This window comes from Rhodanobacter sp. BL-MT-08, from assembly GCF_054161255.1.
In genome coordinates this window covers 2626744-2639139 of record NZ_CP167872.1, presented here as the reverse complement: position 1 = coordinate 2639139, position 12396 = coordinate 2626744, and the positions used below count along the sequence as shown (strand labels likewise).

10 protein-coding genes are annotated in these 12396 nt (G+C 63.3%); 6 read left to right on the top strand and 4 right to left on the bottom strand.

Going from position 1 to position 12396, the window contains the following annotated elements; translation table 11 throughout:
* Nucleotides 1-44: 44 nt before the first annotated feature.
* The 4 genes from ACDK93_RS11675 to ACDK93_RS11660 all read right to left on the bottom strand — a co-directional run bounded on the left by ACDK93_RS11675 (nt 45) and on the right by ACDK93_RS11660 (nt 5763).
* Nucleotides 45-3695 (bottom strand): DUF748 domain-containing protein, encoded by a 3651-nt coding sequence (locus ACDK93_RS11675; protein WP_458068787.1) that lies wholly within the window; start codon nt 3693-3695, stop codon nt 45-47.
* Between the two features lie 207 nt (nt 3696-3902).
* Nucleotides 3903-4925, bottom strand: a complete 1023-nt coding sequence (gene tdh / locus ACDK93_RS11670; RefSeq protein ID WP_458072432.1) for an L-threonine 3-dehydrogenase — start codon at nt 4923-4925, stop codon at nt 3903-3905.
* Between the two features lie 118 nt (nt 4926-5043).
* Complete coding sequence (locus ACDK93_RS11665; RefSeq protein ID WP_458068786.1) at nt 5044-5313, bottom strand: hypothetical protein; 270 nt, start codon at nt 5311-5313, stop codon at nt 5044-5046.
* 15 nt (nt 5314-5328) lie between these two features.
* The gene (locus ACDK93_RS11660) at nt 5329-5763 is read right to left on the bottom strand and encodes a hypothetical protein (RefSeq protein WP_458068784.1); all 435 of its coding nucleotides are present in this window, start codon (nt 5761-5763) and stop codon (nt 5329-5331) included.
* A 159-nt stretch (nt 5764-5922) separates the two neighbouring features.
* Between ACDK93_RS11660 and miaA the strand changes: the two genes are divergently transcribed.
* The 6 genes from miaA (at nt 5923) to ACDK93_RS11630 (ending at nt 12298) form a co-directional block, all read left to right on the top strand.
* Nucleotides 5923-6870 (top strand): tRNA (adenosine(37)-N6)-dimethylallyltransferase MiaA, encoded by a 948-nt coding sequence (miaA, locus tag ACDK93_RS11655; RefSeq protein ID WP_458068782.1) that lies wholly within the window; start codon nt 5923-5925, stop codon nt 6868-6870.
* A gap of 185 nt (nt 6871-7055) precedes the next feature.
* Nucleotides 7056-7337, top strand: coding sequence for an RNA chaperone Hfq (gene hfq / locus ACDK93_RS11650; protein ID WP_458068781.1), 282 nt, complete (start codon nt 7056-7058; stop codon nt 7335-7337).
* Nucleotides 7338-7394: 57 nt separating this feature from the next.
* The gene (gene hflX, locus ACDK93_RS11645; protein WP_458068779.1) at nt 7395-8762 is read left to right on the top strand and encodes a ribosome rescue GTPase HflX; all 1368 of its coding nucleotides are present in this window, start codon (nt 7395-7397) and stop codon (nt 8760-8762) included.
* Between the two features lie 182 nt (nt 8763-8944).
* Complete coding sequence (hflK, locus tag ACDK93_RS11640) at nt 8945-10039, top strand: FtsH protease activity modulator HflK (RefSeq protein WP_458068777.1); 1095 nt, start codon at nt 8945-8947, stop codon at nt 10037-10039.
* Complete coding sequence (gene hflC, locus ACDK93_RS11635) at nt 10036-10905, top strand: protease modulator HflC (RefSeq protein ID WP_458068775.1); 870 nt, start codon at nt 10036-10038, stop codon at nt 10903-10905. The genes hflK and hflC overlap by 4 nt, the downstream gene beginning before the upstream one ends.
* A gap of 100 nt (nt 10906-11005) precedes the next feature.
* Entirely contained in the window at nt 11006-12298 is a 1293-nt protein-coding gene (locus ACDK93_RS11630) for an adenylosuccinate synthase (RefSeq protein WP_458068773.1), read from the top strand.
* The last annotated feature ends 98 nt before the right edge of the window (nt 12299-12396 follow it).

Sequence of the window (12396 nt, the reverse complement as noted above, 5' to 3'; positions counted from 1 at the left end):
AGAAAACCTTGGGCGTCATCTCGTCGCAACACGCCGGCATATCTTCAGTGCAGGCCGAAGTCGACGCGTGTGGTCGCGCCCTTGTCGTCGATACCCTTGGTATCGAGTTTGGGTGCCAGCACGAACAATCGCTTGTCCGGTACTTTGCCACGCAGCCAGCCGCGCACGGCAGCGGCGCGCTGCTGCGCCAAATGGCGCATGGCGTCGGTGTCCGTGGATACATTGGCCTCCAGCATGCTCTTCATTACCTCTGGCGGCTGCGATTTGGTCAGCCCAATCAGGTCGCGCGGCTTCTTGAACTTGGCGTGCTTGTAGGCTTTGGCCAGATACTTGTTGTAATTGTCCGAACTCAGCGGTGCGTCGTTGGTCGTAGCCGCTGCATCTGTCTTGTCGCCTTCATCGTCGCGCTGCTCGGCGCGAACGAGCTGGTCGACGGTGACGCTGCGCAGGCCTTTTTCATCCTTGGAAGGATCCGCGCGGCCGATGATGTCCAGGTTGAGCGAGGGCTTTTCGGTCAGCGCCTTCACGATAAGCGCGAGCTTTTTCTGAGCGTCGGCGCTGAGTTCGGTGCTGCCCGGGGCAAATTCCACATAGCCCAGATCTTGGCCCGAGCTGCCGCTGAATGCGGAGGCCAGCAGCCGGAACGGCGCGGTGACGGCCCGACCGATCAGGTTGACGAAGGCGTGCCAGACCAGCCCGCCGACGCTGAACTTGGGATCATCCAGCGAGCCGGAAACCGGCAGATGCACGTCGATGCGACCCTGCGAATCCTTCAGCAAGGCGACCGCGAGCTTGACCGGCAGGTGGCTGATGCCCTTGCCTTCGATGCGGTCGCCGAAGGTCAGCTGGTCGATGAAGATATGGTTGTCGGCCGACAGCTTTCGCTGATCCAGCCTGTAATGAACGTCGGCATTGAGTCGGCCTTTGGCAATCGGATAGCCGGTGTATTTGCCGGAGTAGGCACTGAGGTTGGTCAGCTCGATGCCCTCCGCTTTGCCGGTGATATCGAGAAACGCCACCGGCGCCAGCGGATTGATCGAGCCTTCGATATCCACCGGCGAGTTGTCGTCGAGTTCCCCCTGTAGGCTCAGGTCGGCCGGCGGCCCGGCATCGGTGCCGAAGCCGCCGATCTTGCCGGTGAGCTGGGTGATATTGGCGGTGTAGTTGGGTTTGATGAAGTTGTCGGTGTAGTTGAGCTGGCTGTTCGCCAGCGTCAGCGCGCCGATATGCACCTGAGGGGCGGGCAGATTGCTCACAATCGCCGGCGCGACGGCGCTGGCGGCCGGAGCGGGCGTGGTCTCGGCGCGGGTCACCGAGACGGGTGCGGCGGCTGGGTTGGTCACGACGTCCTGCGTATTCAGCCGTCCATTGGCATTGATGATCAGTCGGGCATAGATCTGGTCGATCGCCAGCGCCGCGATGGAAACCTTCGGCGCACCATCGCCGAGCTGCACGCTGAGCCCGCTCAGCGTCAGCGCCTCCCAGCGCAAGAAATCATCGCCGCTGACCTTGTCCTGGATCCGCACGCGGCCCAGTGTGACGACGCCACGGTAGTCAGTCGTCGATTGATCGCCGCGCTGCGTGTAGTGGACCCGCCCGTTGCTGGTCAGCAGCGCGCTGCTGACCAGGACATTCAGCGGCACGTTGCCGTAGTTCTCGAACGGTGCCACGTTCAGTCGCGTGGTCTTGATCTGCAGCTGCGCGTCCAGCGGTTGTGGCGTCACGGCACCGCTGATCTGATAGCTGCCGTTCTTGCCGATCGTGCCCGATGTGTCGAGCTTCAACGGCTGATGCATATCGTTGGAAAGACCGTCGGCCCTCAGGCTGATCTTGCTGAACTTCAGGGTCTGCGGCTTGCCAGAAGTTTTTTGATCGGTCAGCGCCACGGCGCCGTCATCAAGCAAGAAATGATCGATGTGCCAGTGCCAAACGCCGGCTGGGGGCATGCCTTTGGATGCCCTGGATTTTTTATGGGAATCCGCAGCGGATGACGGTGGCGTTGAGGCGGAAGGCACCGCGGTTGAGGAAGCAAGTTCGGCCAGATCGATATTGCCGTTGGCTAGTCGTTGGGCATCAACCGTCAAACCTTTAAGCGTCACCGTGGCGAGCTTCGCCTGCTGTTCAGCCAGATCGAACTGGTCGAGATCGAGCTGCAGACATTTCCACTGCACGCCCGAATCCTTGTGATTTTTCGGCAGCAGCGCGCCATCGCTCAGCGTAATCTGTGCGCTGTTGAGCCGCGCATTGAAGGGACCATGCCACTGCGCCTGTAGCTGTCCATGGGCGGCGAGTTTGCCGCTCAGGTTTGCCGCAAGCGTGGGCTCACCGAAAGCCTGCAACGGCGTAATGTCCACGGCATCCAGACTGACTTGGCCGCGAAACTCGCTGGCGGCAATATCCAACGTACCTTTCGCTTTCACGTTGCCGCCATCGAGCTGGGCGGCCATAGCGAGCGCGGCTGGCGGTGCCGACATCGTCGCCAATCGGCTGATGCTGCCATGCAGATTGTCCAGGCTCAGCTGCGTCGGTGTGGGCCCGGTTTTATCGACGTAGAGCAGATGGCCGCCGACGATATCCAGTTGTGCAATGTGCACGGCGCTCTTTGCACCCTCGGCAGGTTTGCCGTTACCGAGCAGCGGATCGAAGTTGCTGTGGCCTCCGATCAAGCTGATGTAGTGCAACTCGGGATGATCCAGGCGCAGCGTGCCGAACGTGTAGCGTGAGATCAGCGGCTGTACGTCGGTCAGTTGTACCTGGGCTTGTTGAAGGCTGAGCAGCGGCGTCGAGTCTTCGTCGGTCAACGCCAGCTGATCCAACTGCAGCGCGCCGGTGAGGCTCAGACGAGGCGCTATTGGGTCGGCGACGAAGTGCAGATCCAGTTCCCCGGAGAGCTGCCCCTTCGCCACCGATAGCGGCAGCGTCGGCACGTAACCGAGGTAGCGGGGCAGGTCGAGATGATCGAGATGAAAATGCATCACCGACTCGCGCGTGCTGGCGAACGGCTTGATCTGACCAGCCAGGCTGACGACGCTGCCGTCTACCGTCATCGCCAGCAGGGGCTGTACGAAAATGTCGGTATCGCTTGGCAGACTGGCGATAAACGGGACACCCAGTTCGAGCTGGGCCACTTCGTGATGTGTCTTCAGCACGCCGTCGTCGAAAACGATATCGCCCTGATGCACGCTGATGTTGTACAGCGCGAATCGCGCCGGTGAGGTATCGGGCTTGGCCGGGCCACCAGCAAACTTGTCGATCAGATCGGAAAAGTTGAAGTGCTGCGGCCCGTCGCGTGAGAGCAGGATGCGCGGTCGATCGAGCTGCAGCTGGTCGAGAATCGGCGCGAAGCGAAACAGCGAACTCCACGAGGCGTTGATCACCAGATGATCGACATCGACGAACCGGCTGCGGCCATCGCGATCGCCGATATGCAAACCGTCAAGCGCAAGCCGCAGCGTGAACGGATTGAAGTGCACCTGCTGCACGCTGACGTGTCGCTGCAGGGTTTGGCTCAATCGACGTTGCAGCTGGCTGCGTATCAGCGGCGGTGCTGCGAAAAAGCCCAGCAGTCCGAACGCCACCAGTACGATGAGCAGAATACACAGCGTCTTGCGCACGCGGCGCGATCGATAAAATTTTCCCGCCGGTTCACGCCAGGTGGAGGGATGTGACCATGGCGGCAGTTTCCATTCCCGCATTCGACCGTTGCTCCCCTGGTTGCGAGTCATCCCGCGTGGCCGATTTGGCAACGTGGGCGTTCCCTAGGCTGCGGTTCTGTGACTTTCCTGAAACGAGTTTACGCCAGCGGCATGTCGGCCAGTCGTTAGCCAGTCCACCTTTTCCCGGCCTCAAACGGCAACGCCCCGCACAAGCGGGGCGTTGCGTTGAACGTCAAAGCGCAGCGCTTAGTGCCAGGAACACACCACCTTGCCGCAGACGCCCGCGTCCATCAAGTCGAAGCCCTTCTGGAAATCGTCGATGGCGATCTGATGGGTGAGCACCTTCTGCAGTGGAAAGCCGGTCAGCACCATCTGGGTCATCTTGTACCAGGTCTCGTACATGCGGCGGCCGTAGATGCCCTGCAGGGTCAGACCCTTGAAGATCACCTTGTCCCAGTCGATGCCGGCACCGCGCGGCATGATGCCTAGCATGGCGATCTTGCCGCCGTGGTACATGCAGTCGAGCATGTCGCCGAAGGCGCGCGGGTTGCCGCTCATTTCCATGCCGACGTCGAAGCCCTCGATATGCAGATCGGCGATCGCGTCCTTGAGCGACTGCTTGGAAACGTTGACCACGCGGGTCGCCCCCATGTCGGCGGCCAGCTTGAGGCGGTAATCGTTGACGTCGGTCACCACCACATTGCGCGCGCCCACGTGCTTGGCGATACCGGCGGCAATGATGCCGATCGGGCCGGCGCCGGTGATCAGCACGTCCTCGCCGATCAGGTCGAACTCCAGCGCGCAGTGCGCGGCGTTGCCGTAGGGATCGAAGAACGCCGCCAGTTCGGACGGAATCTGATCGGGAATCGGCCACAGGTTGGATGCCGGCATCGCCATGTATTCGGCAAACGCGCCGTTGCGATTCACGCCGATGCCGACGGTGTTCGGGCAAAGATGCGTGCGTCCGCCGCGGCAGTTGCGGCAGTGACCGCAAACGATATGACCTTCGGCGGACACGCGGTCGCCAATCTTGTAGCCGGTCACGCCCGGGCCCATCTCGACGATACGGCCGACAAACTCATGGCCGATCGTCAGGCCGGGGTTGATCGTGCGCTGCGACCACTCGTCCCACTTGTAGATGTGCAGGTCGGTGCCGCAGATCGCGGTCTTCTCCATCTTGATCAGCACTTCGTTCGGGCCGATCTGGGGAATTGGCACCTCTTCCATCCAAATACCCTGCTCGGGCTTGCGCTTGACCAGGGCTTTCATTGTCTGCTGCTGCATGGGATATCCGGGGGAGGAGTGACGGCAATCGCTTATTATAGATCGCCTCTACCCTCCGGCGCCCTGACGCGCCGCATCATTGGCGCTCAGGCAACGCGAGGATTCAGATATCCAGCCGGTCGTAGCTGCGATTGAATACGATGGGTTGTCTTGCTGTCGGCGTCGTCCACTGCTCGGTCACGTTCAAGTGATGGCCATCGGCCGATTTCGCCCAGAATTCGTCCAGCTGCGTGCCGCCATCGAACTGCATGCGGATCGACAGACCGTCGGTGTAGTTTCTAGTTTGCACCACCGCGCTGCCGTTGAGCGACTGCTGCGCGACGCCATCCAGCCTGGCGTTGAGTTGATCGCTGTCGCTCAAGGCGACCTGCATGTGTTTGGCGTCCTGTTACACGATGAGGATGGAGTCGTTCGCTAGCAATGGAGGCGGCGTGTCGACGATTGGCGACACGCCGTCGGTGCTGCTGTCTTTGCTCTGGTTGCGATTGCCGCCGTGGCCGTGGCCTCCACCACCGCCCATGCCGCCACCCGTACCACCACCACCGCCGTGACCACCGCCGCGACCGCCATGCGAATTCGATGCGCTGCTCGGCGGGGTACTGCTGGTGGAAGCGCTGGCCGGTAGTTGTGCTGCGGCCTCTTCGCGCTTTCGCTCGGCGCGCAGTCGTGCGGCGATCTGGTCGGGGCTATCGCTCTGCTGATCGTTCAAGCGCCAGATGCCGCTGAAATCGGGCAGGGCAGGCGCGGCCGCGGCGGCAACGCCACCGAGGGCGGGCCCGCCAACGGCGATGAACACGAAAAGGAAGCGAGGCAAATTGGGCATGGTCAACGTCGTCGTGATGAGGGTGGTTGCTCAGATAAGCCGGCTGCCGCTGCGGCGCCTCTTCAATCGCTGCGAACCGGTACTTGGACGGCTCTGTCACAAGTTTCGCACCAGCGCCTAACGATGCGTGGTTGCGTAACAGACCTTTACAATGCGTCGATGCCCATCGACCAGCGCCCGCTTGCCATCTTCCTCATGGGCCCCACGGCTTCAGGCAAAACAGCGCTGGCATGCGAACTGAGCGATCAGTTTCCGCTGGACCTGGTCAGCGTCGACTCCGCGCTCGTGTATCGCGGCATGAACATCGGCACGGCCAAGCCGGACGCTGCCACGCTGGCGCGCTACCCGCACGCGCTGATCGACATTCGCGAACCGTCGCAGCCTTATTCCGCGGCCGATTTCGCGGCCGACGCGCTGGTGCAGATGCAGCAAATCACGGCAAGGGGCAGGGTCCCGCTGCTGGTCGGCGGTACCGGTCTGTACTTTCGCGCCCTGCAGCAGGGTTTGTCCGATCTGCCCGACGCCAATCCCGCGCTGCGCGCGCAGCTGTTCGCCGAAGCGCAGCAGATCGGCTGGCCGGCCATGCATGCGCGCCTGGCTGCGCTTGATCCGGCTGCCGCCGCACGCATCGGCGTCCACGATGCGCAGCGGCTGCAGCGTGCGCTTGAAGTGATCGAACTCACCGGCCGCCCGCTGTCCGAGCTTCAGCGGCGCGGCCATGCACGCTTTCCCTGGCGCGTGCTCAAGCTGGCACTGTTGCCCGAGGACCGACGCGCGCTGCACGCGCGCATCGCGCAGCGTTTCGACGCCATGCTCGCCGATGGTTTTCTCGATGAAATGAAAACGCTGCGCGCGCGCCACGATATGCACGCGGATCTGCCCGCCATCCGTGCCGTGGGCTATCGGCAGGCGTGGGAGCATCTGGACGGCAAGACCGATGCTGCCGAGTTCCGCGACCGCGCAATCTTCGCCACCCGCCAGCTGGCCAAGCGACAAATCACCTGGCTGCGCAGTGACGTCGGTACACGCGTATTCGATCCGGATACGGCGCTTCCTCTGGCCCGTGCCGTTGATGCCGTAGAGCTCTTTCTCGGCCGGCCCCGTTAATCGTGTCTTGCGCCGGAGTAGCGTCCAGAAATTCGTCGGCCTTGGCACTTTGCCGCACGCCGACTCGAGGCGCAAAAATCCCCTTTCATCAGCCATTTAAAAGCGGTTAAGATCATGGCACTGTTGGGCCGAGGCGCCATTGGCGTTTTTTCTCGGACCTGGTCGCACCAAGGGGAGAATAAGAAATGTCCAAGGGACAATCGTTGCAGGATCCTTTTCTGAACGCGCTGCGGCGCGAGCGCGTACCGGTGGCCATTTATCTGGTCAACGGCATCAAGCTGCAGGGCACGGTCGAGTCGTTCGACCAGTTTGTGGTGCTGCTGCGCAATCAGGTCAGCCAGATGGTCTACAAGCACGCCATTTCCACCGTGGTGCCCAGCCGCAACGTCAAAATCGGCAACGGTCACGATGGCCCGGACGGTCACGATGGCCATGGCGATGCGTCATCGGCCGATGCCGACGCTTGATTGACGGGGCTGCAGCCCGCATGAAGTGGGTAGGTTTTCATCAGGCCACACCCACACGTGTTTGATAGACAGAAAAGAGGCGATCGCGCCCTGCTCGTGCTGCCGCACTCCCGTGCCGAGCACGACACTGTGCGTCGCGGCGAAGAATTTGCCGAGCTGGTCAAGTCCGCCGGTGCCGAGGTGCTCGGCACCATCGCGGCGCGGGTAGAAAACCCCAACCCGCGCTATTTCATCGGCACCGGCAAGGCCGATGAGGTGGGCGAGGCCGCACGTGCCGTCGGGGCCGACCTTGTGCTGGTCGATCACGAGCTGACCCCGGTGCAGGAGCGCAATCTCGAAGAGCACCTGGGCATCCGCGTGGTCGACCGCGCCGGCCTGATCCTCGATATCTTCGCCCAGCGCGCCCGCTCGCATGAAGGCAAGCTCGAAGTGGAGCTTGCCCAGCTCAAGCACATCGCGACCCGGCTGGTGCGCGGCTGGACTCACCTGGACGCTCAGCGTGGCGGCGCCATCGGCAACCGCGGCCCGGGTGAAACCCAGCTCGAGCTCGATCGCCGGCTGCTCGCCGAGAGGGTCAAGATGCTCACCAAGCGGCTGGAAAAAGTGCAGACCCAGCGCACCCAGCAGCGTCGTGCGCGCCTGCGCAACACCGTGCCGCGCGTGGCCCTGGTCGGTTATACCAATGCCGGTAAATCCACCTTGTTCAATGCGCTGACCACCGGCGAGGTTTACGCGGCCGATCAGCTGTTCGCCACGCTCGACCCCACCGTACGCAAACTCGAGGGACTGGCCTGCGGCCCGGCGGTGCTGGCCGACACGGTCGGTTTTATCCGCGAGCTGCCGCATGATCTGGTCGCCGCCTTCCGCGCCACGCTGGCCGAAGCGCGCGATGCCGATCTGCTGCTGCACGTTTGCGACGCCTCGGACGACGAGCGCGATCGCCTGCATCACGTCGTCGACACCGTGCTGGAAGAAATCGACGCCGGCGATCTGCCGCAGCTGCAGGTGATGAACAAGATCGACCTCGTGCAAGGTGAGGGCGTGACGCCCGGCGCCGAACCTCAAGATGCTGCCGCCCCCGCTCGATCAGGCATCACGCCGCGCATCGATCGCAACGCCGCCGGCAAGCCGGTGCGGGTGTGGCTGTCCGCCGCCACGGGTGAGGGCCTTGAACTGCTGCGCCAGGCGCTGGGTGAACTGCTCGGCGGCGAGCGGATCCAGTCCGGTCTGCAGCTGCCGCTGACCGCCGGCCGGCTGCATGCCCGGCTCAAGGCGGCCGGTGCGATTACCGGTGAAACGGTGGACGAGCACGGCTGGCAGCTGCGCATCGACGCCCCGCGCAGCGTCATCGCGCCATTGAGCGGCGGCGATGCCACCGAGACCCAGCTCCTGCGCGAATTGCTGGCCGAGGCGCCGTTGCCCTGAAACCCGTATGCCGGACCGCGGACGATCACGGCACTCTCTGTTAGAATCTGCGGTGTTTGTGCGGCTAAAAGCCTTCCGGACAGCACACCGTTTCGACTGTATTGGCTACCTCGCATGCGCTATTCCCCTCAACGTGTGTTCCGGCCGTGGTTGCCGGCCTCCCGACTCCAAGGAGACTGACAGTGGCATGGAATGAACCCGGCGACGGGCAGAAGCGTGATCCGTGGGGCAAGAACAACCGCAAGCCGGACGGCGGCAGCGGCAAGTCGCCGTTCGATGAGTTTTTCAAGCAGGCCAGGAAGCTGCTCGGCTCGCCCAAGCAGATGTCGCGCAACATCATCACCGGCGTCATCGTGCTCATCGTCGTCGGGCTGCTGCTGAGCAGTTACACGGTCATTGAGGCACGTCAGGTCGGCGTGGTGCTGCGCTTCGGCGGGTATGCGCGCACGCTCGGTCCGGGCCTGCACTTCAAGCTGCCGCAGCCGTTCGAGTCGGTCGAAAAAGTCGACGCCGCGCGCGTGCGTTCGGTCAATGACAAGGTCACCCTGCTGACACGCGACGAGAACATCATCGCGGTCGACCTCAGCGTGCAGTATCAAGTGACCGATGCGCAGAAATACCTGTTCTCGCTCAACGATCCCGACGGCACCGTGCAGGCCGTCGCCGAGTCGGCCGTGCGCAGCTTGATCGGCGCCAGCACCATGGATCAGATTCTCTCCGGCGGCGGTACGGCGCTGGCGGGGCAGGCCAAGGCGGCCGTGCAGAAAACGCTGGATAGCTACAACGCCGGCATGCAGGTCAACGACATCAGCTTCCAGAACGTGGCGCCGCCGAAAGAAGTCAAGGACGCGTTCGACGACGTCAACAACGCGCGCGAAGACAAGCAGAGCAGCGAGAACGCCGCGCAGGCCTACGCCAGCAAGGTGCTGCCCGTCGCACGTGGTGACGCCTCGCGCATTGCGGCCAACGCCGAAGGCTACAAGGCCGAACGCATTGCCCGCGCCGAGGGCGATACCGCCCGCTTCAACCTGATCCTGAAGGAATACAAGGGCGCGCCCGAAGTCACGCGCCGCCGCCTGTATCTGGAAACCATGGAGCAGGTGATGGCCAACAACACCAAGGTCATCGACGGCTCGGGCGGGCGCAACGTCATCAACCTTCCGGCCGCCGGCAGCGAAGCATCCAGCGCGGCGCCGGCAGCCTCGACGACGGTGAACGCTGTGGTGCCCGCCACCATCGATGCGCCGCCCGCAGACGACAAAGGCAAGCAGCCATGAACAAGGTCATTATCGCTGCCGTGGTTGCGGCACTGATCATCCTCGGGCTCAACAGCCTGTTCGTGGTCAATGAGGGGCACAGCGCGCTGGTGCTGCAATTTGGCCGCATTGTCCGCGCGGACGAGCAGCCCGGCCTGCACGCCAAGATTCCGTTGCTGCAGCAGGTGGTCGTCATTGACAACCGCATCCTGTCGCTTGATGCGCAGCCGCAGCAGTACATCACCGCGGAAAAGAAAACTGTCGACGTCAATTTTTACGTGAAGTGGCGCATTGCCAATGCCACCGCCTATTACGGTGCAACCGGCGGTGATCCGCTGCAGGCCGCGCAGCGCCTGATGCCGTTGATCAACGACGCATTGCGCGCTCAGTTCAGCACGCACAAGCTGGACGACATCATTGCCGGCGGCACGCAGCAGATCACCGAGCAGTCCCGCACGGTCGCCGATGCGGCTGCGCGCAAGAGCCTCGGCATGGAAGTGGTCGACGTGCGCATCAAGGGCATCGACCTGCCGGCCGAAGTCGATGCTGCCGTGTACAAACGCATGCGCGCCGAACAGGTGCAAATAGCCAACAAGCTGCGTTCGGACGGCCAGGAGGCCAAGACCCGAATCCAGGCGGACGCCGATCGTCAGGTGGTGGTGCTGAAAGCTGACGCCGAACGCGACGCCGAAAAAGTGCGTGGCGACGGCGATGCCCAGGCGGCCGCCATCTACGCGCAGTCGTACGGTCAGGATCCGGAGTTCTACAACTTCTATCGCAGCCTCATTGCGTACAGCACCGCGTTCAAGAACGGCAAGGGCGTGCTGATCCTCAAGCCCGATGCGGAATTCCTGCGTTACTTCAACGATCCGTCGCCGAAGCGCTAAGCCGCCGTCGATCCAGGCGATGTGACCGCATTGCAAACCGCGTCAAAGAACTCGCCTCTTTACCAGAGGTAAAACATTTTGAGACTCAAGCGAGAACATCATGGGTAAGTCAGTAGTCATTCTTGGTGCCCAGTGGGGCGACGAAGGCAAGGGCAAGATCGTCGACCTGCTGACCGAGCGCGTCAGCGCGGTCGCCCGTTTCCAGGGTGGCCACAACGCCGGCCACACACTGGTGATCAAGGGCAAAAAGACCGTGCTGCACCTGATCCCTTCGGGCATCCTGCGCGACGACGCGCTGTGCCTGATCGGCAACGGCGTGGTGCTGTCGCCTGCCGCGCTGATGGAAGAGATTGCCGAGCTCGAAGGCAACGGCGTCGAAGTGCGCTCGCGCCTCAAGATCAGCCCGGCCACGCCGCTGATCATGCCGTACCACATCGCCGTGGATAAGGCGCGCGAGATCGCCGCCGGCGGCAAGGCCATCGGTACCACCGGTCGCGGCATCGGCCCGGCGTACGAGGACAAGGTCGCCCGCCGCAGCGTGCGCGTGGCCGATCTTATGTACCCGCACGAGCTGCCGGCACTGCTGAAAACCGCTGTCGACTATCACAACTTCATCCTCACCCAGTGGCTGAAGGCCGAGCCGGTCGACTATGACACCGTGCTCAAGGACGCGCTGGCCTGGGGTGAATACATCCGCCCGATGGTCGACGACGTCGCCACCATCCTGCACGACGTGCGCAAGAGCGGCGGCAACATCCTGTTCGAGGGCGCGCAGGGCGCGCTGCTCGACATCGATCACGGCACCTATCCCTACGTTACCTCCAGCAACACCACCATCGGTGGTGCGCTGGCCGGCACCGGCGTGGGCGCGCGCGACATCGACTACGTGCTGGGCATCTGCAAGGCCTACGCCACGCGCGTCGGCAGCGGTCCGTTCCCGACCGAGTTGAACGACGCCATGGGCGAGCGCCTGCGCAAGGTCGGCAACGAGTTCGGCGCCAGCACCGGCCGTCCGCGCCGCTGCGGCTGGATCGATCTGGTCGCGCTCAAGCGGGCGACCCAGATCAACGGCATCGACGGCCTGGCGATCACCAAGCTTGACGTACTCGACGGCCTGGAAACCATCAAGGTCTGCATCGCGTACGAGTACCGCGGCAAGCGCCGCGAGCTGGCCCCGCTCGACGCGGACGGCTGGGACGAGTGCAAGCCGGTGTATCTGGAGTTCCCGGGCTGGGAAGAATCCACCGCAGGCATCCGCGACTGGAACCAGCTGCCGCCCGCCGCCCGCGCCTACCTGCGCGCGGTGGAAGAACTTTCCGGCTGCCGTCTCGCCCTCGTCGCCACCGGCGCCGACCGCGACGACACCATCGTGCTGGACGATCCGTTCGCCTGATCGCTCAACATTGAAGTGATGGAGAAGCCCCGCGATGCGGGGCTTTTTTTCCATCAAGCTCCGTCCAGTCGGGCTTTGCACCGCCCGCCTCAAGATCC

Bases quoted from the DNA above. Each gene is read 5' to 3' on its own strand.
- tdh (WP_458072432.1), bottom strand. From the start codon at position 4,925: ATGAAAGCCCTGGTCAAGCGCAAGCCCGAGCAGGGTATTTGGATGGAA.
- ACDK93_RS11630 (WP_458068773.1), top strand. From the start codon at position 11,006: ATGGGTAAGTCAGTAGTCATTCTTGGTGCCCAGTGGGGCGACGAAGGC.
- miaA (WP_458068782.1), top strand. From the start codon at position 5,923: ATGCCCATCGACCAGCGCCCGCTTGCCATCTTCCTCATGGGCCCCACG.
- ACDK93_RS11665 (WP_458068786.1), bottom strand. From the start codon at position 5,313: ATGCAGGTCGCCTTGAGCGACAGCGATCAACTCAACGCCAGGCTGGAT.
- hflC (WP_458068775.1), top strand. From the start codon at position 10,036: ATGAACAAGGTCATTATCGCTGCCGTGGTTGCGGCACTGATCATCCTC.
- ACDK93_RS11660 (WP_458068784.1), bottom strand. From the start codon at position 5,763: ATGCCCAATTTGCCTCGCTTCCTTTTCGTGTTCATCGCCGTTGGCGGG.
- ACDK93_RS11675 (WP_458068787.1), bottom strand. From the start codon at position 3,695: ATGCGGGAATGGAAACTGCCGCCATGGTCACATCCCTCCACCTGGCGT.
- hfq (WP_458068781.1), top strand. From the start codon at position 7,056: ATGTCCAAGGGACAATCGTTGCAGGATCCTTTTCTGAACGCGCTGCGG.